General features: G+C 68.3%; 17 protein-coding genes. 10 read left to right on the top strand and 7 right to left on the bottom strand.

Features of this window, described 5'->3' with window-relative positions; genetic code table 11:
* The gene (locus BJ969_RS07365) at window positions 1-564 is read left to right on the top strand and encodes a GTP-binding protein (protein ID WP_184478070.1); all 564 of its coding nucleotides are present in this window, start codon (window positions 1-3) and stop codon (window positions 562-564) included.
* A 71-nt stretch (window positions 565-635) separates the two neighbouring features.
* Here BJ969_RS07365 and BJ969_RS07370 read toward each other — a convergent pair whose 3' ends face one another.
* The 4 genes from BJ969_RS07370 to pruA all read right to left on the bottom strand — a co-directional run bounded on the left by BJ969_RS07370 (window position 636) and on the right by pruA (window position 6,575).
* Window positions 636-2,012 (bottom strand): tryptophanase, encoded by a 1,377-nt coding sequence (locus BJ969_RS07370; RefSeq protein WP_184478071.1) that lies wholly within the window; start codon window positions 2,010-2,012, stop codon window positions 636-638.
* 67 nt (window positions 2,013-2,079) lie between these two features.
* Complete coding sequence (locus BJ969_RS07375; RefSeq protein WP_343071286.1) at window positions 2,080-3,153, bottom strand: tryptophan dimethylallyltransferase family protein; 1,074 nt, start codon at window positions 3,151-3,153, stop codon at window positions 2,080-2,082.
* A gap of 833 nt (window positions 3,154-3,986) precedes the next feature.
* A complete protein-coding gene (locus BJ969_RS07380) occupies window positions 3,987-4,916 on the bottom strand; it encodes a proline dehydrogenase family protein (protein WP_184478073.1) in 930 nt (309 codons plus the stop codon).
* 30 nt (window positions 4,917-4,946) lie between these two features.
* A complete protein-coding gene (gene pruA, locus BJ969_RS07385) occupies window positions 4,947-6,575 on the bottom strand; it encodes an L-glutamate gamma-semialdehyde dehydrogenase (protein WP_184478074.1) in 1,629 nt (542 codons plus the stop codon).
* A gap of 158 nt (window positions 6,576-6,733) precedes the next feature.
* Here pruA and BJ969_RS07390 point away from each other — a divergent pair, with 158 nt between their 5' ends.
* On the top strand, window positions 6,734-8,329 hold the full coding sequence (locus BJ969_RS07390; RefSeq protein ID WP_246456707.1) for a helix-turn-helix domain-containing protein: 1,596 nt from the start codon (window positions 6,734-6,736) through the stop codon (window positions 8,327-8,329).
* Between the two features lie 244 nt (window positions 8,330-8,573).
* Here the strand turns inward: BJ969_RS07390 and coaA are convergent, their stop codons facing one another.
* Both coaA and BJ969_RS07400 read right to left on the bottom strand, forming a co-directional pair.
* The gene (gene coaA, locus BJ969_RS07395; RefSeq protein ID WP_184478076.1) at window positions 8,574-9,500 is read right to left on the bottom strand and encodes a type I pantothenate kinase; all 927 of its coding nucleotides are present in this window, start codon (window positions 9,498-9,500) and stop codon (window positions 8,574-8,576) included.
* Between the two features lie 163 nt (window positions 9,501-9,663).
* Window positions 9,664-11,115 carry an amino acid permease gene (locus BJ969_RS07400; protein ID WP_184478077.1) on the bottom strand — a complete coding sequence of 484 codons (1,452 nt, stop codon included), beginning with the start codon at window positions 11,113-11,115 and terminating at the stop codon, window positions 9,664-9,666.
* 252 nt (window positions 11,116-11,367) lie between these two features.
* On the opposite strand from BJ969_RS07400, the gene BJ969_RS07405 reads away from it, so the two are divergent.
* The 6 genes from BJ969_RS07405 to BJ969_RS07430 all read left to right on the top strand — a co-directional run bounded on the left by BJ969_RS07405 (window position 11,368) and on the right by BJ969_RS07430 (window position 19,602).
* Window positions 11,368-11,820, top strand: coding sequence for a universal stress protein (locus tag BJ969_RS07405; protein ID WP_184478078.1), 453 nt, complete (start codon window positions 11,368-11,370; stop codon window positions 11,818-11,820).
* Entirely contained in the window at window positions 11,801-12,799 is a 999-nt protein-coding gene (locus tag BJ969_RS07410; protein WP_246456708.1) for an adenylate/guanylate cyclase domain-containing protein, read from the top strand. Before BJ969_RS07405 ends, BJ969_RS07410 begins: the two co-directional genes overlap by 20 nt.
* 430 nt (window positions 12,800-13,229) lie before the next feature.
* Window positions 13,230-14,585 carry a peroxidase family protein gene (locus tag BJ969_RS07415; protein WP_221315735.1) on the top strand — a complete coding sequence of 452 codons (1,356 nt, stop codon included), beginning with the start codon at window positions 13,230-13,232 and terminating at the stop codon, window positions 14,583-14,585.
* Between the two features lie 372 nt (window positions 14,586-14,957).
* Window positions 14,958-16,343 carry an FAD-binding oxidoreductase gene (locus BJ969_RS07420; protein WP_184478081.1) on the top strand — a complete coding sequence of 462 codons (1,386 nt, stop codon included), beginning with the start codon at window positions 14,958-14,960 and terminating at the stop codon, window positions 16,341-16,343.
* Window positions 16,344-16,368: 25 nt separating this feature from the next.
* Window positions 16,369-17,601, top strand: coding sequence for an SAM-dependent methyltransferase (locus BJ969_RS07425; protein ID WP_184478082.1), 1,233 nt, complete (start codon window positions 16,369-16,371; stop codon window positions 17,599-17,601).
* A 108-nt stretch (window positions 17,602-17,709) separates the two neighbouring features.
* Entirely contained in the window at window positions 17,710-19,602 is a 1,893-nt protein-coding gene (locus tag BJ969_RS07430) for a caspase, EACC1-associated type (RefSeq protein WP_184478083.1), read from the top strand.
* Window positions 19,603-19,708: 106 nt separating this feature from the next.
* On the opposite strand, the gene BJ969_RS07435 is transcribed toward BJ969_RS07430, so the two are convergent.
* Window positions 19,709-21,127 carry a lipase maturation factor family protein gene (locus tag BJ969_RS07435; protein WP_184478084.1) on the bottom strand — a complete coding sequence of 473 codons (1,419 nt, stop codon included), beginning with the start codon at window positions 21,125-21,127 and terminating at the stop codon, window positions 19,709-19,711.
* Between the two features lie 253 nt (window positions 21,128-21,380).
* Between BJ969_RS07435 and BJ969_RS07440 the strand changes: the two genes are divergently transcribed.
* Together BJ969_RS07440 and BJ969_RS07445 are read left to right on the top strand one after the other, a co-directional pair.
* The gene (locus BJ969_RS07440; RefSeq protein WP_184478085.1) at window positions 21,381-22,211 is read left to right on the top strand and encodes a putative RNA methyltransferase; all 831 of its coding nucleotides are present in this window, start codon (window positions 21,381-21,383) and stop codon (window positions 22,209-22,211) included.
* Window positions 22,212-22,366: 155 nt separating this feature from the next.
* Entirely contained in the window at window positions 22,367-25,009 is a 2,643-nt protein-coding gene (locus BJ969_RS07445; protein ID WP_184478086.1) for an AAA family ATPase, read from the top strand.
* The last annotated feature ends 6 nt before the right edge of the window (window positions 25,010-25,015 follow it).

A 25,015-nucleotide genomic window follows, 5' to 3' on the forward strand; every position in this document is an offset into this window, starting at 1 on the left:
ATGCCCGATTCGGTGAAGCTGGTCGTCGCGGGCGGGTTCGCCGTGGGCAAGACGACCTTCATCGGATCGGTCAGCGAGATCACGCCGCTGAGCACCGAAGAGGAAATGACCGAGGCGAGCGTCGGCGTCGACGACCTCACCGGTATGGAGATGAAGCGGACCACCACGGTGGCGCTGGACTTCGGGCGCATCACGATCTCGCAGGAGATCGTGCTGTACCTGTTCGGCACCCCGGGCCAGGCCCGGTTCGGTTCGCTGTGGACGGAGCTGTCCACCGGCGCCATCGGCGCGGTGGTGCTGCTGGACACCCGTCGACTGGCGATGGGCTTCCCGTCCATCGACTTCTTCGAACGGCGCGGAATCCCGTTCGTCGTCGCGGTGAACTGCTTCGACGACACGGAGTTCAGCTACACCGAGGAGGAGGTCCGCGCCGCATCGGCGATGGGTCCCGACACCCCGATCATGTTCTGCGACGCGCGGGACCGGGAATCCAGCAAGAAGGTGCTCGTCACGCTCGTGAAGCACGCGCTGCTGCAGCGGGACCTCGCCGCCGCGGGCGGCTGACCCGCTGACGTGCGGAACGGGGCAGGACGGTCGCGTCCTGCCCCGTTCTCGGTTTCACGGTGCGGTGCGGGTCAGTTGGGCAGGGGGGTCAGCCTGCAGTCGAAGTGGCGCAGGAGGGGCGGGGCCTCGGTGAGGCGGTAGCCGGGGACCTGTTCGGGTTCCTTGGCGATGTCGTCCAGGACCGAGCCGACGAAGCGCAGGTGCGTCTCGTCGTAGGAGCGCCGCGGGATGGCCAGGCGGATCAGTTCGAACGGCGCCGGCTCGCGCAGCCGGAGGTCGTCGTCGAGCTCGCCGAGGTAGAGCGAACCGAGCTCCGCCGCCCGGATTCCGCCGCGCCGGTAGAGCTCGCAGGCCAAGGCGTGACCGGGGAACTCGGCGGGTGTGAGGTGCGTGAGCAGCCGCCCCGCGTTGAGGTAGATGGCGTGCATCCCGGACGGGCGCACCGTGCTCACCCCGGCCTGGTGCGACAGCTCCGCCAGCAGCGCCGCGGCGCTCTCCCGGCCCGCCAGGTGCTGCGGGTCGGTCACCTCCCGCAGGCCCTGCGCCACGACTTCCAGGTCCCGCCCGGAGATCCCGCCGTAGGTGACGAAGCCTTCGCCCGCGATCACCAGCGCCTTGCACCGTTCGGCCAACGCGTCGTCGCGCATGGCCAGCAGGCCGCCGGCGTGGCCGAGGCCGTCCTTCTTCAAGCTGATCATGCAGCCGTCGGCGAGGGCGAACTCGCGCCGCGCCACGTCGCGCGGATCCCAGTGCGAGTAGCCCGGTTCCCGGCGGGTGATCAGCCACGCGTTCTCCGCGAAGCGCGCCGCGTCCAGCCAGAACGGCACGCCGTGGCGGCGGGCGATCTCAGCCGCCGACGTCATGTTCGCCAGCGAGACCGGCTGCCCGCCCAGCCCGTTGTTCGTGATCGTCATCAGCACGATGCCGACCTTCGAGCCCTCCGGTCCGGACAGCGTCCGCTCCAGCGCGCCCAGGTCGATGTCGCCCTTGAACGGGAACTCCGAGTCCAGGTCCGAGGAGGCGGGGCACGGGAGGTCCAGCGCGCGGCCACCGGCGATCTCCACGTTGGCGCGCGTGGTGTCGAAGTGGGTGTTGCTGATGCTGATCTGGCCCGGCGAGAGCAGCGAGGAGAACAGGACGCGTTCGGCGGCGCGGCCCTGGTGCACGGGGAAGACGTGCCGGTACGGCACCAGATCACGTACCGATTCCTCGAATCTGTACCAGCTCGACGAGCAGGCGTAGCTCTCGTCGGCCTGCTCGGCGGCGGCGCGCTGCGCGGTGGACAGCGCGCCGGTGCCGGAGTCGGAGAGGAAGTCGACGCTCACGGTGCGGGCGTCGATCTTGAACGGGTTGTACCCGGCCCGCTCGATCTCGCGTTCCCGCTCCTCGCGGGACAGCGCGGGGGCGGGCTTGACGACGGCGGACAGGGTGGTCGGGAAGTCCAGCATGGTGACTCCTCAAGGCAGGGCGCGGCCCTGGGTGCAGGGCTCGGGAGTGCGGTGCGGGGCAGGGGCGTTACCGCGGCGGGTACGACGGGCTCTGGTAGGCCTCCGAGGAGAGGTACAGCGTGACCCCCGAGTGGGAGCCGCCGATCCGCAACGAGGTGTGCGCCAGCAGTCCCGCGCCGTCGCCCAGGGGGCGCGGGGCGACCGCCGAGAGCGCCTGCTCGAAGATCGCGGTGTCCAGTCCCTGGTGCCGAAGCGCCCGCCACACCCGCTCCCGCGCGACCTCGTCGTCGGGCACGTAGCTGCGGATGGGGACGTAGATGCTGTAGTTGCTGGGGATCGCGGTGTCGTCGCCGGAGAACGCGTAGCTGGAGATCAGCGGCCGGCCTTCGAAGTAGTCCGCGTCGCCGCCGGTGTGCCGGCAGAAGTCGATCACCTGCTGCGGGTCGACGCCCGGCACGGCCTTGGCGGCCCGCGCCGCCGCCTCCGCGGTCGCCGCGTGGTGGCTCAGGTACACCTTCACGCGGGCTTGCGGGCTGTCCGAGATGTCCACGGCGAAGAACGTGAACTGGTCGAGTTCGCCGCGCAGCAGCGCGTTCTCCCGGATCGTGTCGTAGGCGCCGGTGAGACCCAGCCTGGAGAGGCCCTCGGCGACGAGTTCGCCCGAACGCTCCCGGCCGCTCACCAGCGGGTTCAAGTACACCTTGATCGCAGGCGGGCCGTCGGGGGCGAAGATGAAGGAGAACCACAGGGTGAACTGGCCGGACGGGTCCTCCGGGAGGAACAGGTCCCGGACGGCGTTGAACCGGTCCAGCGGAAGCCCGTAGGTCTCCGCGAGCTCTTCGAGCAGGGCGACCGCGGCACCGGGGTCGAGGCTCGACCCGCCGCTCGGCGGCGTCTCGCCGAGCATGCGGATGCGGCATCGCCCGCTGTTGTCGACGGCCAGCGAGAATTCGGCGGGAGTGTGGTCGTCGGCGACGTCCGACGGCCATGCCGGGACCATCGACAGTGGTCTCGAATTTTCTTTTCCGAGTAGTTTTGCCAGCATGGCGAGAGGGGTTGAATCTGCGATCCCGACCGAATCGCATAGATTTGATAATTGTTTTTCGGTGTACTCGCCGAGTGTTGCACCGGCCGCGCCCACAGCGCCTCCGATCGTGGGGCTAAGAATTACTTGGGAGTCAGGTTACCCGGCGAAGTCCACCTTTTGGAGATTCCAAAAACCTCGCTGAGGTGGTAAGACATGCGTGAGTAGTTGATCAGGAAATCGTCACTCACCGTACCGGCGAGCCCTTATGCAGCCGGTTTTCCGAGGCGTGCGGCAACCGGCGGCAAGGCGGAGGGCTGTTCGGCGTGTTCCGCGGCATGAAAATGATCACCCGTTTGGCAGACCGCGATACCAGGTCGTAACGACCGCGTTCGGCCTCAACGTCGAGCGTGGTGCCCACGTGGTGGTCAGCACGTCGATCCTCGGCCGCCGGAGGCCCCCGCGGTTGCCGAGAGGTTGATCACTCGAAGGGGCTCCGGGAGGTACGACGGGGGCGTCGGCCCAACGCCGGGGCGGGTGTCTGCCGTTCGCCTCAGCGACGGCCGCCGTCCGTTCTCCGGCGAATCGGAGGCGGTGTGGTAAGCCGACACAATCGGCCTAACGTCGAGGCTTCGCGCTGCTCCATCCGATGTCCGGCGCGATTCGGGCAATCGTGGACGAGTTGCGATCCGCATTGCGATTATGGAATCGATGATGAGCGGTTTTGAAACCCTGAAATGATTGATGGGCGGATTCATGAACTGATTGGTGATCTCTTTGTTGATCCAGAATTGAAGTGGGGACGGAGGTAGCCGCCGGAGTTCGGTTTGCAGCAGTTGGTCTCGGCCATCGCGCCATCGGAATAGACCGAAAGGCTCAGCGGAGGCGGAGACGAAGCGGGGCCGACCGGGCGAATCGCCCGGTCGGCCCCGCTTCTGTGGTGCTGCCGGTCAGCCCCGGCCGAGCAGCGAGCGGGCGAAGAACACCAGGTTCGCCGGACGCTCGGCCAGCCGCCGCATGAAGTACCCGTACCACTCGTCGCCGTAGGCCACGTACACCCGCAGCCGGTGACCGTCGGCGGCCAGCCGCACCTGCTCGGCCGGGCGGATCCCGTAGAGCATCTGGAACTCGAAGCTCTCCGGGCTCCGCCGGGCGCGGGCGGCCAGGTCGGTCGCGATCGCCACCATCCGCGGATCGTGCGTCGCCACCATCGGATAACCCGCGCCCTGCATCAGGATTCGCAGGCACCGCACGTAGGCCCGGTCCACTTCGGCCCGTTCCTGGAACGCCACCGACGCGGGCTCGGCGTAGGCGCCCTTGCACAGCCGCACCCGGGAGCCCGCGGTGGCCAGGTCCCGGCAGTCCTGCTCGGTGCGCCGCAGGTACGCCTGCAGCACCGCACCCGTCGACGGGAAGTCCACCCGCAGGTCCCGCAGGATGTCCAAGGTGGAATCCGTGGTGGTGTGGTCCTCCATGTCGAGGGTGACCGTGGTGCCCGCCGCGGCCGCGGCCTCGCAGATCAGCCGGGCGTTCTCCAGCGCGATCTTCTCGCCGTCCTTGGGCAGGAACTGCCCCACCGCGGACAGCTTCACCGACACCTCGGCCCGCGCCGCCGATCCCTCGTCGCTGAGCGAACCGAGGACCGCCCGGTACGCGTTGACCGTGTCGGTCGCCTGCCCGGAATCGCGGGTGTCCTCGCCCAGGTGGTCCAGGCTCACGTGCAGTCCGCGCGACGAGAGCGCGCGGGTCACCTCGACCGCGTCCTGAGCGGTCGTCCCGGCGACGTAGCGGTCCACGACCGGACCCGTCAGCGGATTGGCCTCCACGAGCCGGCGCACGTTCGCCGAACCCGCCGCAGCCAGCAATGCCGAGCGCAGCATCGGATCTCCTCGAATGCGTGGGGGAACGGGTCAGTCCATGTGCGGGTAGCCGAGCCGCGTCGGCGCGACGAAGGTCTCCTTGATCGCGCGCGGGCTCGTCCACCGCTGGATGTTGAACATCGAGCCCGCCTTGTCGTTGGTGCCGGACGCCCGGCTCCCGCCGAACGGCTGGCGCGACACGATCGACCCGGTGGGCTTGTCGTTGACGTAGAAGTTCCCCGCCGCGTGCCGCAACTTGCGGTGCGCCTCCTCGATGGCGGCGCGGTCGGTCGAGAACACCGCCCCGGTCAGCGCGTACTGGCTGGAGGAGTCGACGACGTCGAGGATCTCCGAGTACCGCGCGTCGTCGTAGACGTGCACCGCGATGATCGGCCCGAAGTACTCGGTGGTGAACACCTCGTCCGCCGGGTCCGAGCAGACCAGCACCGTCGGCTCCACGAAGTAGCCGACGGAGTCGTCGCACCCGCCGCCCGCGAGGACCTCCACCGAGGCGGTGCCGCGCGCCCGCTCCAGCGCGGCCTTGTGCTTGGCGAACGCCCGCGCGTCGATCACGGCGCCGCCGAAGTTCCCGAAGTCGGTGACGTCGCCGAAGCTGATCGACCGGGTGAGGTCGGCGAGCTCCTCGCGCAGGCCCGACTCCCAGATCGACCGCGGCACGTAAGCGCGCGAGGCCGCCGAGCACTTCTGCCCCTGGTACTCGAACGCGCCGCGCGCGAACGCCGTCGCCAGCGGCGCCGGATCGGCTGAGGGGTGCACGACGATGAAGTCCTTGCCGCCGGTCTCCCCGACGATGCGCGGGTAGCTGCGGTAGGAGTCGAGGTTGTCGGACACCGTGCGCCACAGCTTCTTGAACGTCGCGGTGGAACCGGTGAAGTGCAGCCCGGCGAAGTCCGCGTCGCCCAGCGCGACCTCGCTGACCGCCTGCCCGTCGCCGGTCACCAGGTTGATCACGCCCGGAGGCAGTCCCGCGGCCTCCAGCATGCGCATCGTGAAGTGCGCCGAGAGCTGCTGCGACGGCGTCGGCTTCCACACCACGGTGTTGCCCATCAGCGCCGGAGCGGTCGGGAGGTTGCCCGCGATGGCGGTGAAGTTGAACGGGGTGATGGCGGTGACGAAGCCGTCCAGCGGCCGGTACTCCATCCGGTTCCACTCGCCCGCCACGGAGCTCGGCTGCTCGGCCAGGATGCGCCGCGCGTAGTGCACGTTGAACCGCAGGAAGTCGATGAATTCGCAGGCGGCGTCGATCTCGGCCTGCTGCACCGACTTCGACTGCCCGAGCACGGTGGCGCCGTTGATGGTGTCCCGCCACGGCCCGGCCAGCAGGTCCGCGGCGCGCAGCAGCACCGCGGCGCGCTCGTCGAAGGACGTCGCGGCCCAGCCCGGTGCGGCCTCCTTCGCGGCCCGCACCGCGTCGGCCACGTCCTCGCGGGTGGCCTGGGCGGAGGTGCCCAGCACGTGCGCGTGCTTGTGCGGCTGCACCACGTCGAAGCGGTCGCCGCCCGCCATGCGCTGCGTGCCGGCGATGGTGGAGGTGAGTTCGAAGCGCTCGGATTCGAGTTCGGCGATGCGCTTGTGCAGCGACTCCCGCTCGGCCGAGCCGGGGGCGTAGGACTTGACCGGTTCGTTGCTGGGGGCCGGAACGGTGGTGATGGCATCCATGGCCTTGTCGCCTCCTTGCGCGTCGATGGCTCGTGGTTACCCAGAACACTAGGAGCGCGACGGCCACGTGCGGCTGTACGATCAGCCATCTTTGAGGGGAGCGTGTTGTTCGATTGAACAAGGACCCGCGCGGTCCGGCGGCGAGCCCGGGAGCACCGTTGCGGCAGCTGCTCGTCGCCGTCGGGGAGCCGCTGATCGACCTGCTCGCCGCCCCGGCAGGACTCGACGCCGACGTGCGCGACGTGGTGATCGTGGAACCGGAGGAGGACTCCACCACGCATCCCGGTGACCTGGTGCTGGTGATCGGCGTCCGCGGCCGGTCCGCGCTGCGCCAGGTTCGAGCCGCGGGCCGGGACGGCGCGACGGCGGTGGCGGTCAAGACGCAGACCGAGCAGGACGCGCGAGCCCTGCGCGATGCCGCGCGCGACGCCGGGATCGCGCTGTTCGGGGTGTGGCCGGAGGTGCGCTGGGAGCAGTTGGAGTCGCTGGTGCGCTCGGTCGTCGACAACGCCCGGCTGACCGTCGAAGCCGACGCGGGGGAGTCCCTCGGCGACCTGTTCTCCCTGGCCCAGACGGTCGCGGCGATGACCGACGGCATCGTGAGCATCGAGGACACCGCCAGCAGGGTGCTCGCCTACTCGCGCTCCGACGACGACGTGGACGAGCTGCGCAGGCTGTCCATCCTCGGCCGCCGCGGCCCCGAGACGTACCTGGCGATGCTGCGCGAGTGGGGCGTGTACGAGCGGCTGCGCTCCGGCGAGGAGGTCGTGCGCGTCGACGAACGCCCCGACCTGGGCATCCGGCGCCGGATGGCGGTCGGCATCCACGCGGGGTCGCAACCGCTGGGCACGATCTGGGTGCAGGAAGGCGCGACGCCGCTCGAAGAGCGCTCCCGGCGGGCGTTGCTCGGCGCGGCGCGGGTGGCGGCGGTGCAGCTGATCCGGCAGCGCGCGGAGGCCAGCGCTGCGCCCCGCCTGCGGGAGAACCTGCTGATCGGGCTGCTCGACGGCAAGGTCGACGCGGCGAGCGTGGCGGGCGACATCGGTGCCGACGCGGCCCGGCCCGCGGTGGTCGTGGTGTTCACCTTGCGCGGCCGGGCAGGGGTGTCGGACCGCCCGGAGCTGGAACTGGAGCGCACCGAGATGACCGGCTTGATCTCGGTGCACGCCGCGGCCTACCGGCGCAGCGCCCTGGTGACCACGCTGAGCTCGCGGGTGTACGTGCTGCTGCCGGACCTCCCGTCGCACGCGATGCCCGGAGTGCTCGGCATGACCAGGGAGATCGTGGCCGCCGCCGGCCAGCACCTGCGGGCGGCGGTGCAGGCCGGGGTGGGCTCGGTGGTGAGGGCGCTGGACGAGGTGGCGCACTCGCGCGCGGAGGCCGACCGCGTGCTGGACGCCATGAGCCACGACCTGGACACCCAGGTCGCCACCATCGCCGACGTGCGCTCCCGAGTGGTGCTCAGCGAGCTGCTCACCGTGCTCGGCGGCAACGAGCGGTTCCGCGATCCGCGGCTGGACGCGCTGTTCGAGCACGACGCCGAGCACTCCGGTGCCCTGGCGAGGTCGGTGCTGGCGTACCTGGAGCACTTCGGCGACGTGCGCGCCGCGAGCTCCGCGCTGCACGTCCACCCGAACACGCTGCGGCACCGGGTCCGCCGCGCCGCCGAGATCACCGGCCTGAACCTCGCCGACCCCGCCGAACGCCTAGCCGTCCAACTCCACCTCCTCCTGCACCGCCGCCTCACCCGCTGACTTCCATCGGGCTCGTTCTGCTAGGGGAGTCCGGTGGCGGAACCTCAGTTGGCCTGTCGCTGCGGGATCTCTTTCCCAAGTGGCTCCGCCACGAGGGAAAAAGCCGTCCTCGCGACAGGCCAACTGAGAACCCGCTGGTGGTCGGCTTTTCGACGTGGGCTATGCGCTGTCGCGCATACAAGCACGGCTACGCCGCAAGGCAGGCTTCGCTTGCGCCGCCGAGTGCTTGCGGTGACGCCCAGGCTCAAAGTTTGCGGAGGCGGACGCGGTTGATGGTGTGGTCGGAGTCCTTGCGCAGGACGAGGGTGGCGCGGGGGCGGGTCGGGAGGATGTTGTCCACCAGGTTGGGCCGGTTGATGGTGTGCCACAGGTGGCTCGCCTCGGCGCGGGCGTCCTCGTCGGAGAGGTCGGCGAAGTGGTGGAAGTGCGAATCGGGATCGGCGAAGGCGGTGCCGCGCAGCGCGAGGAACCGATCGGTGTACCAGCGCTCGATGTGGTCGGTGTGGGCGTCGACGTAGATCGAGAAGTCGAACAGGTCGGACACGGCGAGGCTCGGTCCGGGCTGGAGCACGTTGAGGCCCTCGACGATGAGGATGTCGGGCTGCCGCACCACCTGCTCCTCACCGGGCAGGATGTCGTAGGCCAGGTGCGAGTACACGGGAGCGCTCACGGCTTCGGCGCCGGACTTGACCGCGGTGACGAACCGCAGCAGCGCCCGCCGGTCGTAGCTCTCCGGGAAGCCCTTGCGGTGCATGATGCCGCGCCGCACCAGTTCGGCCTTGGAGTGCAGGAACCCGTCGGTGGTGACCAGGTCGACCTGCGGGTGGTCCGGCCAGCGGGCCAGCAGCGTGCGCAGGATGCGCGCGGTGGTCGACTTGCCGACCGCGACGCTGCCGGCGAGGCCGATCACGAACGGCACCTTCGGCGCCGTCTCCCCGAGGAACGTGGTGGTGCTGTCGTGCAGCCGCTGCCGCGCCGCCACCTGGAGGTTGATCAGCCGGGACAGCGGCAGGTAGACGTCGGCGACCTCGTCGAGGTCGACGGGTTCGCCGAGCCCGCGCAGCGCCGCGAGCTCGGAGTGCGACAGGGGCAGCGGGAGCGAGTCGCTGAGCTCCCGCCACTGCTTGCGGTGCAATTCGACGTACGGGCTCAGTTCGCGGACACGCGTCACAGCGCACACCCCTCGACGTTGAGGACCGGCCCGGCCGAAGCGCTCTCAGCCGGTCCGCACCGGTGCCGCCCGACCCGGCGGCACCGGCAACCCTAGATCTCGGGTACCCGCGCACGCTGTGACGCAGTGCACCGTCACCGGCACTGATCAGGTGATCGTCGACTCATGACGCGTCGTCGGACCGCTGGTTCATCCGGGAGTGGCGGTAGCCGTACGCCGCGTACACGATCAGGCCGATCACGAACCAGACGCCGAACCGCAGCCAGGTCTCCGGCGCCAGGAAGGTCACCAGCCACAGCGAGAACACGATGCCGACCAGCGGCACGATCGGCATGCCCGGCGTGCGGAAGCCGCGCGGCAGGTCGGGGCGCTTGTAGCGCAGCACGATCACCGCGGCGCACACCACGACGAACGCCAGCAGGATGCCGATGTTGGTCAGCTCGGCGGCCTCCTCGATGGGCAGCAGCCCGGCGAACACGGCGGAGACGATGCCGATCAGCCAGGTGAACCGGGACGGCACCTTGCGGACCGGGTGGGTCCGGGAGAACCACTTCGGCAGCAGTCCGTCGCGGGACATGGCGAAGCCGACGCGGGTGGCGCCGAGCATGAAGGTGAACAGCACGGTGAGGATGCCCAGGATCGCGCCCACGGCGATGATCGCGCCCACCACGGGCAGGCCGACGTCGGCGAAGGCGGTGGCGAACGCGCTCTCCTCGCTGATCTGCTGGTACGGGATCATGCCGGTGAGCACCAGGCAGGCCAGCACGTACAGCACCATCGAGATGATCAGCGAGTACAGGATCGCCTTGGGCATGTGCTTCTGCGAGTCCTTGGACTCCTCGGCGGCCGTGCTCATCGCGTCGTAGCCGAACACCGCGAAGAACACGGTCGCCGCGCCCGTCACGGCGCCGCCGATGCCGAACGGGAAGAACGGCGTGTAGTTGCCCGCGTTGATGTGGAACGCGCCGACGATCACCACGAGCAGCACGACGCCGACCTTGAGGTAGACCAGTGCCGTCTCGAACTTGGCCGCGCTCTTCATGCCCTGGTTGAGCACGAACGCGATCAGCAGGCACAGCAGCATCGCGAAGAGGTTGACCTTGTAGCTGCCGGGCGGAGCGTCGCCGCCTTCGGTGCCGGGTGCGCCGACCATCCACAGCGGAAGGTCGATGTGCAGGAATCCGAGCAGTTCGTTGAAGTAGCCGGAGATGCCGATCGCGACGACGGACGCGATGGCGGTGTACTCCAGCAGCAGGTCCCAGCCGATCAACCAGCCGACGACCTCGCCGAGCACCGCGTAGCCGTAGGTGTAGGCGGATCCGGCTTTCGGGATCATTCCGGCGAATTCGGCATAGGAGAACGCCGCCGCGGCACTGGCGATGCCGGCGATGAGGAATGAGATCAGCACCGCGGGACCGGCTTTGCCGTGCGCGACGGCGCCCGCCAGCGAGAAGACCCCCGCTCCGATGATGCCGCCGACGCCGATGGCGGTGAGCTGCCACAGGCCCAGCGTGCGTTGCAGCCCGGTGCCCGATTCGCCGTCGTCGGCGGTGATCGAGTCGATGGGCTTGCGCCGCAGCATTCCTCTTCCAGGGCTGAGCCCAGGTACTGCCATCGCGTCCTCCTAGAGGGTCCGTAGGTTGCGGCGAAACGTACGCTCTTGATCAACCCCGCAGGTTTGTGGGGCACGACGACGTTTCCGGTCGTCCTTTGTCGACCCGCACGATGATCGATCGAGATCACGGTTCGGGATGTGGCTCGAACCTTCCGCAGTCCTCGCCCGAATTGCGTGACGATTCGGCCGGACGGTCGTTAGTGTTCACGTCCGCGCGGATGCGTGCGTCACGCAACGGAGGGTGATCTGCAGATGTCGAGCTACCGCAGTGTCGTTGTCGGAACCGACGGGTCGCCCCCTTCGCTGCGGGCCGTGTCGAAGGCGGCGGCGGTCGCGGCGGACACGTCGGCCAAACTGGTCATCGTGTGCGCCTACTACCCGAGCAGCGACCGGGAGGTCGAGCACGCCCAGGACGAGCTGGGCGGCGAGGCCTTCCAGGTGATCGGCTCGGCTCCCGCGGAGCAGACGCTGCTGGAAGCGGCCGACCACGCCCGGCAGTCCGGTGCTCCCGAGGTGGAGACCGTGGCGCTGGTGGGTGCTCCGGTGACGTCGCTGGTCGAGGCGGCCGAGAAGGCCGACGCCGATCTGCTGGTCGTGGGTAGCAGGGGCCTGAACACGCTCAAAGGCCGATTGCTCGGGTCGGTGCCTTCCGAGGTCTCCCGCCGGGCGGATTGCGATGTGCTCGTTGTCCGGACCTCACGATGAGGACGGGCCTCGTGGCGGAGCGGAGTCCCCGCTCGGCCCCGAGGTCGAGAAGGCGCTGCTGGGCAGCGAGTTCCGCTACACCAAGGCGGAGGTGGCGGCGCGGGCGGACGTGGACCTCGTGCGCCTGGAGCGGCTGTGGCAGGCGATGGGCTTCGCTCACGTCGAGGACGACGAAGTGCTGTTCACCGACGCGGACGTGCAGGCCGTGCGGACGCTCGTGCAGCTGGTCTCCGCCGGGGTGATCACCGAGGAGGTGGAGACCGCGGTCGCGCGCACCCTCGCGCAGACGATGTCGCGGCTCGCCGAGTGGCAGGTCGGGATCTTCCGTTCGGTGCTCGGCGACCGGTTCGCCCAGGACCTCGACGTCACCGCGCAGTTCGCCGGGGCGATCGCGCCGGTGATGGAGGACCTGCAGGGTTACGTGTGGCGCCGCCACCTCGCGGCGACCGCGGCTCGTGAGCTCACCGAGCGCGACGGTGCCGCCGACGAGCGCGTGCAGGTGATCGGCTTCGCCGACCTGGTGGGCTACACGCGCTTGATCCGCGACTTCAGCGAGGTCGAGCTGGCCGGGCTGATCGACGAGTTCGAGGAGTCGGCGACGAGCGTCGTCGCGGAGAACCGCGGCCGCATCGTGAAGACGGTCGGCGACGAGGTCCTGTTCGTGACCGACACGGCGGCCGACGCGGCGGAGATCGCGTTGACGCTCAACGAGCGGATCACCGGCGCGGGCAAGTTGCCGCCGCTGCGGATCGGCTTGGCGCAGGGGCCGGTGCTGGCGAGGTTCGGCGACGTCTACGGCTCGACGGTGAACATCGCCAGCAGGCTCACCTCGGTGGCCCGGCCCGCGTCGGCCTTGGTGGACCGGGAGCTCGCCACCTCGCTGCGCTCACACCCCGCTTACTACCTGACCTCGATCGGGCCTACGAAGGTGCAGAGTTTCCGCAATTTGCGGGCCTACGCGCTGCGTCGCGCTCGCTGAGCGAAGTCTTGCCCGAATCGACTGGTCTGTTCGAGTGATCCCGGGTGGGTTCGGTTGCCGACGTTCTCGCGGCACCTCTAGCTTCGGGTTCGGCGAGGTCGACGATCTCGCCGAACCCGTAGGGGAAACGGGGTCACCGGCACTGGCGGACTTCCGGGGAGGAAACGTCCGCTCCGCTCGACGGCGCTTCTGCTGATCGCACCGGCGTTCCGGCCGGTTCTCGTGATCGGTTCCGTCGAATCGTGCGCGAATGTCCTGGGTGAGTCGTGCCCGGAGCCGGTGGCGCATTCACGCAATGGGGGTTCGACGAATGGCATCACACGGTCAGCGGGGACGCGGTCAATACGTGGCACCCGGGAACGAATCGGCGGGCGGGCGTTTCGGACGGCTGTTCCCGACGGTTCCGCCGCGAGAACCCACCGGATTGCCGATGGCCGAGGAATTCGGCCTGCCCGGTGGGAAGGTCGACGGTGGTGAGACCCTCGACGAGCAGCAGAGCACCGTGCTCGACTCGGGTTTCACCTATTTCGGCCAATTCGTGGATCACAACGTCACCTTCGACCCGACGAGCATGCTCGGGCAGGAGGTCGATCCGAACGCGCTGCGCAGTTTCCGGCCGCCGAGGCTGGACCTGGACCACCTCTACGGCGGCGGTCCGGTGGTCAACGAATACCTCTACGATCCCGAATCCAGCGGTACGAAGCTCGCCTTGGATCCCGGTGGTCACGATTTCGCCAGGACCAAGGAGGACATCGCGCTGATCGGTGATCCGCGCAACGACGAGAACCTGCTCTTGGCGCAATTGCACTTGGCGTTCATCAAGTTCCACAACCGGGTCGTGGACGATCTGCGTTCCGGGCAGATCACCGACGTGTTCGGCACCGGTTTCCCGGCCCAGCCGGCGCCGCCGCCGGACGACGTGGCGGGCGCGCGGCTGGAGGACCTGCTCGACCTGGGCGACTACTACGGCGATCTGCTGCGCAAGGCCCAGCAGATCACCCGCTGGCACTACCAGTGGATCCTGCACCACGAGTTCCTGCCGCTGGTGGTGGGCGAGCAGCTGATCGAGGACATCGACGAGAACGGCCTGCGCTTCTACGACGTGGAGCGCCCGTTCATCCCCGTGGAGTTCGCGGTCGCGGCCTACCGGTTCGGCCATTCCACGATCCGCTCGCGGTACCGGGTCAACGAGCACTTCGTCGCGGACCTGTTCCCGCTGGACCCGGAGGCGGCGGAGGAGCCGCGCACGGACCTGCGCGGCGGTCCGGTGCGCCCGGAGCACGCCGTGGACTGGCGGTACTTCTTCCAGCTGGACCCGGAGATCAAGGCGGCGCGGGCGAAGCGCCTGGAGGCGAAGCTCAACCGCAGGCTGCTGGACCTGCCGGTGAAGGCTGTGCCGGGCGCCGTGGCGGGGGCGCTGCCCTCGCAGCTCGGTTCGCTGGTGGTGCGCAACCTGCTGCGCAGCGAGACCCAGCAGCTGCCGTCGGGCCAGGACGTGGCGCGCAAGATCGGTGAGATCCCGCTGACCGACGAGGAGCTGGACAGCGAAGGGCCGATCTACCTCTGGTACTACGTGCTCAAGGAGGCAGAGGTCCTGCACGCGGGCAGGCAGCTGGGTCCGGTCGGCGGCCGGATCGTCGCCGAGACGCTGATCGGGATGCTGCAGTCCGACCCGGCGTCCTACCTGTCGGTGTTCCCGCGGTGGGAGCCGACGGTCGGCGGGGTCGGCCAGGAGTTCGGCATCGCCGACTTCCTGACGTACGCGGGTGTCGTCCCGAAGCGGTGATGACCGGCGGTTCGTGGGCGGGCGTTCGGGGGCCCGCCCACGGCCCCGCCCGCGTCGACGCGGCGTAGCCGGGCGCTCACGGGCTGGGCCGTTCGGGCGGCTCCGGCGGCCGCTGTGATCAATATCGCTCGAACGGAGCAATCGGGCTGGTCCGCGCCTCGCGCAAGCCCTCGGCGAGGGCGTTCCGGCCGGTGATCGCCGGGTCGGATGACCTGCGAAATCAGTTGCGTGACGCAACTTGTTGGCGCTTTTCGGGGTGGCGGCGAGCCGCTCGGATTTTGGGTGTTTTGACCGGCCGTTCGGGCGGTCGCAGCGCCACGAGCTCCGGGAAGTGGGATGCCGCGACCCCGTCGGCGCCATATGGTCGGACGCATGGGAGTCGATCCGGGAATCTCGGGAGCAGCGCCAGCCGACCACTCCGACGAGGTCGCCGCCCTGGTCGACGAATACGCGAAAATCCCGCCCGGACAGCAGGTGCGGCTGGCCAAACCCACCTCCAACCTGTTCCGGTTCCGCGACTCCGCCACCACCGGCCTCGACGTCGGCAGGCTCAACCGGGTGCTCTCGGTGGACCCCGAGACCCGCACCGCGCAGGTGCAGGGCATGGCCACCTACGAGACCGTCGTCGACGCGCACCTGCCCACCGGGCACATGCCGCTGGTCATCCCGCAGCTCAAGACGATCACCCTCGGCGGCGCCGTCGCCGGACTGGGCATCGAGGCCGCATCGTTTCGCAGCGGCCTGCCGCACGAGTCGGTGCGCGAGATGGAGATCCTCACCGGCTCCGGCGAGGTCGTGCTCGCCCGGCCGGACAACGAGCACGCCGACCTCTTCCGCGGCTTCCCGAACTCCTACGGCACGCTCGGCTACGCGCTGCGCCTCGAAGTCGAGGTCGAACGCACCGAACCCTTCGTGCGGCTGCGCCACATCCGGTTCTCCACCGCCGAGGAGTGCGCGGCGGCCATCGAGCAGATCTGCCGGGACCGCGCCTTCGAAGGCCACCGGGTGGACTTCGTCGACGGCACCGTGTTCGCCGCCGACGAGCAGTACCTCACCGTCGGCACCTACGTCGCCGAGGCGCCCGCGACCAGCGACTACACCGGCCAGCGGATCTACTACCGCTCGCTGCGCGAGCACCAGACCGATCACCTGCGCACCCACGACTACCTGTGGCGCTGGGACACCGACTGGTTCTGGTGCTCCCGCGCGTTCGGCGTCCAGCACCCCGCGGTCCGCAAGGTGTGGCCGCGCAGGTACCGGCGTTCCGACGTGTACCGCCGCATCGTGGCCTGGGACCGCAAGGCCGGGCTCTCCGACCGCCTCGCCCGGCGCCGGGGAGCGGCCGGCAGCGAACCGGTGATCCAGGACGTGGAGATCCCGGTGCGGCGGCTGCCGGAATTCCTGGAGTTCTTCCACCGCGAGATCGGCATCGAACCGATCTGGCTGTGCCCGGTGCGGCTGCGCGACCCGCAGGGCTGGTCGCTGTACCCGATGGACCCGGACACGCTCTACGTCAACGTGGGCTTCTGGTCCGCGGTCGACACCCGCCCCGGAGACGCGCCGGGCAAGTACAACCGCGCCATCGAAGACGTCGTCGGCGAACTGGACGGGCACAAGTCGCTGTACTCCGACTCGTTCTACGAGCCCGAGGAGTTCTGGCGGCTCTACAACCGCCCCGCCTACGACGAGCTGAAACAGCGATACGACCCCGACGACCGGCTTCCCGGTCTGTACGAGAAGTGCGTCGGCGAGCGGTAGGGGCCGGTAGGGAGGAGAACCGAACATGGGTTGGGCAGAGGTGTTCCCGCGCATCCTGGGGGACGGGCTCGACGTGGAGTTCCGCGCCTACGACGGCAGCCGCGCGGGACGGGCCGGAGCGGACATCGGGGTGGAGCTGCGATCTCCGCTGGCGCTGTCGCACCTGGCGGCCTCCCCGGACGAGCTGGGCCTGGTCCGGGCCTACGTCACCGGGGCGCTGGAAGTGCACGGCGACATGCACGAGGCGTTGTCCCGCTTCCCGGCCATCGCGATCAGCGAGGTGCCGGCCCGAACGAAGCTCGACCTGATCGCCCGGCTCGGCGCGCAACGGCTGTGGTGGCCGGTGGGCCCGCCGCCGGAGGAGTACCGGCCGCGCGGCGGCCTGCGCCATTCGAAGCTGCGCGACAGCAAGTCCGTCTCGTACCACTACGACGTGTCGAACCGGTTCTACGAGTGGGTGCTGGGCCCGTCGATGGCCTACACCTGCGCCGTGTACCCGGAAGCGGGCTCCAGTTTGGAGGAGGCGCAGTACACCAAGCACGACCTGGTGGCGCGCAAGCTCGGCCTCGGCGAGGGCATGCGGCTGCTCGACGTCGGCTGCGGCTGGGGCGGCATGGTGATGCACGCCGCGGAGCACTACGGAGTGCGCGCGCTGGGCGTGACCTTGTCGCTGCAGCAGGCGCAGTGGGCGCAGAAGGCCATCGTCGACCGCGGCCTCGCCGACCTCGCCGAGGTGCGGCACCTGGACTACCGGGACGTGCCCGAGTCGGACTTCGACGCGATCAGCTCCATCGGCATGACCGAGCACATCGGACTCGGGCAGCTACCCGCGTACTTCTCGTCGCTGCGCGAGAAGCTGCGCCCCGGCGGCCGGTTGCTCAACCACTCCATCACCCGACCCGACGGCACCCGCGGCTCCAAACCGGGCAAGTTCATCGGCCGCTACGTGTTCCCCGACGGCGAGCTGGAGGGACCGGGCACGCTGATGTCGGCGATGCACGACAACGGTTTCGAGGTCCGCCACACCGAGGACCTGCGCGAGCACTACGCCCTGACCCTCCGCGACTGGTGCGCGAACCTGGAGCAGCACTGGGACGAGGCGGTGGACGAGGTCGGCCCCGCGCGGGCGCGGATCTGGCGGTTGTACATGGCGGGTTCGCGGCTGGGCTTCGAACTCAACAACATCCAGCTCCACCAGATGCTCGGAGTCCGGTTGGACGAAGGTCGTTCGGGAATGCCGCTGCGCCCTACCTGGTGAGGGGCTGGTTCGCCGGTGTTGGAAACACAGCGTGATGGGTTTCGCTACCCTCTAGCGTGAGTCTTTTCCGACGCGGGTGAACTGAATGCGGCCAGGGGCGGTGGTGAAGTGACCGGGAAGGGCCGGGCGCTGCTCATCGCCACGGACGGCTATTCGGACGACACCTTCCGGCAATTGCGGGCACCGCGCGCCGACGCCGAGGCGCTGGCCGCGGTGCTCGCCGACCCGGCCGTCGGCGGGTACGAGGTCCAAACCCTGCACAATCCGCCCGCGCACGAGGCGAGCCTGGCGATCGAGGACCTCTTCGCGGCGGCGTGGCTGGACGACCTGGTGCTGCTGTACATCTCCGGCCACGGCGTCCGGGACGACTTCGGCCAGCTGCACCTGGCGATGACGAACTCGCGCCACGACCGCCTCAACGCCACGGCGGTCAGCGCCCAATTCGTCCGCAACCAGATGGACAACACCAGATCCCGCCGAGTCGTGGTCGTCCTCGACTGCTGCTTCGCCGGGGCCTTCCCGCCCGGTACCGCGCATCGCGCGGGAGAGAGCGTCGGAGTCCTCTCGCAGTTGGGCGGACGCGGTAGTGCGGTGATGACGTCGTCGTCGGCGCTGGAGTACTCCTTCGAATCAGGTGGATTCGCCAGCTCGACGGTCGTGGGGACGGCCAGCCCGTCGGTGTTCACCGGAGCGCTGATCGAAGGACTGCGTTCCGGCGGCGCCGACCGCAACGGCGACGGCCTGATCGACGTGGACGAGCTCTACGACTACATCTACGAGCAGGTCCAAGCCGCGGGCAAACCCCAGACACCCGGACTGGACAGCCAGTTCCAGGGACGCTTGATCATCGCCGCGAGCTCGGTCGCGGCGGACCTCCCGCCGGAGTTCGCCCACGCCCTGCGAAGTCCGTTGCCTGCCGTGCGGCTGGCGATCGTGGATGAGTTGTCCGAGCGGTTGGCATCGGGCGGCGCCGGTTCGGCAGAAGCGGCCAGGATTGCGCTGGAGCGATTGGCCGAGGATGGCACCGATTCCATCGCGAATGCCGCCCGCGCAGCGTTGGAACGCACCGGTGACACCAGGCGGCCGGGCGAAGCAGCCGGTGCGCGCATCGGGGGCTTCCAGGCCGGTTTCGTTCCGGGTTTGTCTCCGACCGCGAACTTGCCACGATCGGCCGCCGTGGAACAGCCGAACTCGGCTGTTCGCAACTCGATCGGCTCCTACGGGTTCGTTGCGGAGCCCAGCGGCCGCGAAGATCCGGTTCGGTCCTCTGGCCTTCGGCGGAAGCTGTTCATCACTGCTGGGATCGTGGCCGGTGTCGCGGCCGTGGTCGCAGTGCTCTACCAAGCGGTAGAGTTCGCCGCATCACAGAACGCCGGTCATCCCTCCGGTGTGCCGCAGCAACGGCGGACCGAGGAAGTGCGAATACCACCGGGCTTCGTGCCGCTGCCAACGCGCCAGACACCCTCCGCTGACCCGGTCAAGTGCGACTACCGGCCGGATGGAAGTGAACGGCTTGCACCCGAGGGCGCTCAGGCCAGTGGTGACGTGCCCGCGAAGGGCATCGTGCGGGCCACCATCAACACCAACGTCGGTGCCATACCGGCGATCTTGGATCGGTCGTTGGCGCCGTGCACGGTGAACAGTTTCGTCCACTTGGCCGAACACGGCTTCTACGACAGCACCCGTTGCAGCGGTGGCAACGTTCCGTCCCTCGTTTGCGGTCCCGTCCAGGACGGGCTAGATCCGGGTTTTACCTGGACTGAGAAGGGCGAGTTCAATAAGAGCGCCCACCTGCGCGGGTATCTGACGATGAGCACCTCCGACCAGCCGGACTTCGGCATGGACTTTGAAGACCACCAAAGTCTCTTCGCCGCGACGATCTTCGGCGCGATCTCAGAGGAGGGGCTCGAGGTCATCGATGGGAAGCGGGGGGGAAGTGGTGACCCGGACAATGACAGCCTTGACAGCCTAATGATCAACACCGTTGATGTGGAAGTCTGACCGGTGGGATTGTCCGGCTTGGCCGGCGATAGCGGGACTGCTGGGACCAGGCGAAGACAGGGTCAAAGCGGTGCGCACATGTCGAAGACGAGGATGAGATCCGGGCTCAGCCGGGAAGATCCGCTGTGGACATCGCCGGGATCAGTTCGCCCGCTGACTCACGTACCCACCACGCTCCGCGCAGGTGTTCCTGCCGGTTCGCGAAGTGGTAGCGGTACAGCCGAACCCGGACGAGCGCCGGTGGTTCGGCGGGGAAGGGGGCGTGGCGTAGCAGTCGGCGGATCTGGTGGTCGCCGTGCAGCAACCCTCGCAGGAGGGTGGGGAGCCAGGATCGGCCGTAGTTCGGGGAGATGGCGACGAACCACAGCAGCCAGCCGAGCCGGTGGTGGTACGGCGCTACCTGCGGTGGTCTGCGGTTCGGATCTCCTGGTTTGCCGGGGAATTCGTACTCGCGCCAGCCGGATTCGCCGCTGTGGTCGGACGTTCCTTCGATGACCACTTCGTAGCGGGTGCGGGTGACCGTGCCGAACGCGCCGTAGGTGTTGCCGAGGTGCAGGGCGTTGAAGCTGCGGTTCATCACCTGGTTCCGGCCGATCATGTTGCGCACCGGGTCGTGGGCGAGCGCCAGCATTCCCGCCGCCACCACCAGGACCAGGATCTGGTGCCACAGCGGTGAATCCCGCGTCTCCGGGACGGGGAAGCGCAGCAGCCGGTCGTCCATCGCGGCGAAGGCCAGCGCGATCGTGATCAGGTTCAGCCACGCGAAGTTGCCGCTGAGCAGCAGCCAGCACTGGGTGAGCACGATGAGCACCGCCGCCACGTTCGCGATCGGCTGCGGCGCGAACAGCGCGAACGGCACCACCAGCTGCGTGCCGTGGTTCGCGAGCACTTCGGCCTTGTGCAGCGGACCCGGCAGCCGGTGGAAGAAGCGGCTGAGCGGCCCCGGCATCGGTTGCGTCTCGTGGTGGTGGTGCAGCGCCGTCAGATCACGCCAGCAGGAGTCGCCGCGCAGCTTGATCAGCCCGGCGCCGAACTCCACGCGGAACAGCAGCCAGCACAGCAACCACAGCACCGGCGCCGGGGGAGTGGTGTGCGCGGGGCCCAGGAACACCACCAGGAAACCGGCCTCCAGCAGCAGCGACTCCCAACCGAAGCCGTACCAGATCTGCCCGATGTTGACGATCGACAGGTACAGCACCCACATCGCCAGCCACACCAGCGTCCACGCCCACAGCGGCAACGCGCTCACCACGCCGAGCAGCGCGGCGGAGCTCAGCAGCACGCCGGCCCACGCCACCGCGCCGAGCGCGCGGTCCGAGTAGTGCAGGTGGAACAGGCTCGGGCTGCGGCGGAAACCCACCGCCCGCAGGAACCGGGGCGCGGGGGTGAGCCCGTGCTCCCCGGCCAGCGGGCGGAACTGGCGCAGGGCGTTGACGAAGCCGAGCAGGTACACGGCGGCGACCAGGTGCGCGCAGACCGCGCGCGCCTGCCGGTACTCCGGCGCCCAGTACCAGGAGCCCACCAACGCCTCCTCCGCACTCCGGCCTCGTCCCGGAGTGTTCCCACCCGGCCACCGCACCACGCAACCCGTGCGGCTTCTCCGATGACTATCGCTTCGCCCGGTGTGCCTGGTCCCGTTCGCCCAGTGGCGTCCGCGGAGGCGACCGGTGGAATCGGGCGAACGAGCCGTTGGCCTCGGGGGCTGTTCGCGTTGGCCAGGTGCGAGCCGCGGTGCGGCGAGGCCGCCACCTAGGATTCGGTGCAGGGGAGGCGGAAAAGTGTTGGACGAAGTCGCGCGGCTGCTGGCGTGCCCGCACTGCGGTGGTGGGCTGGAACCGGCCGATCGCACCTTGCGCTGTCCCGCGAACCACGCGTTCGACCTGGCGAAGCAGGGCTACGTGAGCCTGCTGGGCGGACGCGGCGCCCCCGGGCCGGGCGACACCGCCGAGATGGTCGCCGCCCGCGCGGACTTCCTGACCGCCGGGCACTACGCCCCGATCGCCGACGCGCTCGCCGAGCACACCGCCGACGTGCACACCGGCGGTCCGCTGCTGGACCTCGGCGCGGGCACCGGGCACTACCTGGCGCACGTGCTGGACCGGGTGCCGGACGAGGTGGGCGTGGCACTCGACGTCTCCAAGTACGCCTCCCGCCGCGCGGCGAAGGCGCACCCGCGCGCGTCGGCGGTGCTCGCCGACGCCTGGCAGGCGTTGCCGGTGCGGGATGCGGCGATCGGCTCGGTGCTCAACGCGTTCGCCCCGCGCAATCCCGCCGAGACGCACCGCGTGCTGCGACCGGGCGGGCACCTGCTGGTGGTCACCCCGAACTCGGGGCACCTGGCCGAACTCGTCTCGGCGCTGGACTTGCTCAGCGTGGACGAGCGCAAACCCCAGCGCCTCGCCGACCAGCTCGCCGGTCACTTCGAACCGCTCGCCGCCACCACCCGCGAGTTCCCGCTGCACCTGGGCCCGTCCGAGCTCGCCCCCCTCGTCGGCATGGGCCCCAACGCCTGGCACACCGCCGACACCCTCCCGGTCCGCATCGCCGAGCTCTCGAACCCGTTCCCGGTCACCGCCTCGATCACCCTCTCGACGTACCGCCGCCGCTGACGGAGCATTGCTTTCCGCTGATTCGGGCACGCTCTGCGTCGGCATATTCCATTCATTCGTCTGAATGGGGAAATGAAATCCTAGGCTGCTAGCACCAGTAGTGTTCGCATTCGTCGCAGTCAGTGTGCCGAATGCTGAAACGAGGTGCGGTGTCCGTGGAAGAAGACCTGGGGCGCGAGATCATCCGGCGGATCGAGGAGCTCGACGAGCCTTCCGAGGAGGAGGTGAGGAAGATTGTCGACGGGCTCACTGCCGACCACGAACCACAGCCGCAACCGCCGTTCGACGGGCACATCGAATCCATCCGAGTGCAGGGAATCCGCTCCTTCGGCGAGGAACAGGAACTGGAACTCTCCCGCGGCCTCACGATCGTTTACGCCGAGAACGGAACCGGGAAGACCAGCTTCGTCGATGCGGTCGAGCTGCTCACCGCAGGAGTGACCACTCGTGCCAAGCAGGTGCCCGACCTGAAGAACGAGGTCAAAGACGAGGACCACATTCCGCATTCCACGGTGGACGGGAAACAGCTCTGCGATCCGCGAGTGTCGGTGAGCTGGGTGGACGGGGGCCGCAGTCTGGAGGCGAGCTGGGCAGGTGAATGGGGTGTTGGGGCAGTGAATGTCCCTTCGATCCAGCTCCTCGCTCGGCGTCGACTCCGGGAGATCATTAATTCGAAGGGTGTTGATCGGGCGGTCATAATCGGGGACGCGGTCGGATTAGCTTCCACGGACGAGAAGTGGGCCAACGCCCAGAAGTTCGTGAGTAATGCGGCTGGCCAGCTGACGTCGTCCGGGATTTCTCCTGTTGCTAGTTCCGTCAAAGAGGCAGCGGCGGAATTTCTGGAGAAGAATGGATCTCAAGCAGGGCGCGAAGTCGACGAGATCGCTAAAATGATCGAATTGGAAGCGCTGGCCAAAGTGGACGCTCTCCGTCGTGGTCTCGGCGATCAAGCTCTCCCTGATGTCTGGAACCGCAGGTTTGACCCGCCTCCATCGGTCCCCGATGTCACTGATTTGAACGATCTCGCGAAGCGCCTTGGTGAACACGACGCGAATGCTCCGGGGGTCGTGGTCGACGACGGCCTCCTGCAACTGCTTGAGTCATTCCTGGCCGTTGCGGAAGAGGGCGAGACGTGTCCCGCATGTGCGGTCGGCACGGTGACCACGACACGGATCGGCGAGGTGCAACGGCAACTGGCCGCCACCGCGTCCGAACGTGAGCGCCTACGCCGGCACGAACGGCTCCGCAACGACCTCCGAGATGAGCTGAACAGGATCTCAGGACGGGATCTGGCCTGGCACCTGCCGGTGTGGGACGAGCAGGCTTTGCATCTCTTTACCGGTGGTGCTGGGTTCGATACTGCTTATCGAGAGCTGCGGCAGTCCGCAGGTGCGTGGGCCGAGCATCGGACGAGGCTGCGCGCGTCGATCGAACTGGCTAAGGAGCAGCTCTCCCAGGAGTTCCTGCACGACGTCACCCGGGTCTTGAGTGAACTGATCGTTGTTCGCCCTGCTGCCCAAGAACGGGCGAACGAGCTGGAAGCGCAGAGATCGGAAGCGGTGCACGCACTTCGGGGGGACGAATTGCGGGCTGCTGAGCAAGCGGTGAGGGACGCTCGGCGCGTGGCCGAAGTGATCGTCGAAGACGGCAAGGTCCAGGCTTGTGCAGCCGCCCTCAACGTTGCGGCCGGTCATCTCAAAACGCGGCGCGCTGAGGTGCTGGAGGCAAAGCTCGTCGACTTGGCGGAACCGATCAACTCGTGGATTCGTAAACTGGCCCCGGAGCGGACTCCGCCGATCAGGTTGAAGGTCACACAGGGGAGCGGAGCTCCGCGGTTAAACGTGTTGATCGAAGGCGGCAACGTGAAGGCGATCGGCCGGTTGTCCGATTCACAACTCGACATGCTCGGACTCGCCAGTCACCTCGCGACAATCGAGCGGGAGCACGTCGGCGCACCGTTGATCCTCGACGATCCGACGGACATGCTCGATATCGGGACTGTGGAGAAGCTCGCCAAGGAAGGCATTAACAGCCTGATGGAGCCGGATTCGGGGTACGGGCGGCAAGTGGTCGTGCTTACTCACGACGATCAACTGATCAAGTTGTTGTGGGAGAATCATGGTCAGCGATTTCCCTGTACTGTGCAATGGTTTATTGAATTGGATCAGAGCGGCGGCTTAGCTTCTCAGTCCCGGTTTAAACCCCGATCCGCACATGAATACGCGGATCGGCTCCGTAGGCTTCTAGGGAAAAATGCTGAATCGAGCAATCTATTTTGGTTGCGTAGTGCGGCAGGAAATTTGGCTCGACAGACCCTGGAGGCTGTGGTCAGCGACCTTTTCGAGGTTATGGGGCCGAATGGGTTGCGGTACATGACATCCCTGGCTCGCGTCGAGGAAAGCCGCAAAAAAGGTTCACTATTCAAATGCTCTGATCTTCTGGAGGAGCAGTTTGAAAAGGTTCGTGAGATGCATGGTGACTGTGGTGAATCTCGCCATGAAAATGCCGGGAAGTTCATGGAAGAGGTCGAAAAGGCGATTTCTACCCGCGGGCAGTATTTACTGAACGAGGCAAGTCATGCCAATCACGTCTATCCGCGGGTGGCGAAGATCCGCGAATATCAGAAGTTGTTGAGTGGCATTGCGGGCCGATTCGGGCATGCTGACGATGACAAGAAGACCAGGGCTCGAAGCGCTGTTCCTGACGACTGGCCGAGGACCTCGCAATGGAGTAGTGCGCTCCGGCCATGCGAACAAAACTGCCACCCAGATTCGTTCTTTCCGCATTACCGACCCTGAAACCCA

The sequence above is a fragment of the Saccharopolyspora gloriosae genome (genome assembly GCF_014203325.1).
Lineage (GTDB): Bacteria > Actinomycetota > Actinomycetes > Mycobacteriales > Pseudonocardiaceae > Saccharopolyspora_C > Saccharopolyspora_C gloriosae.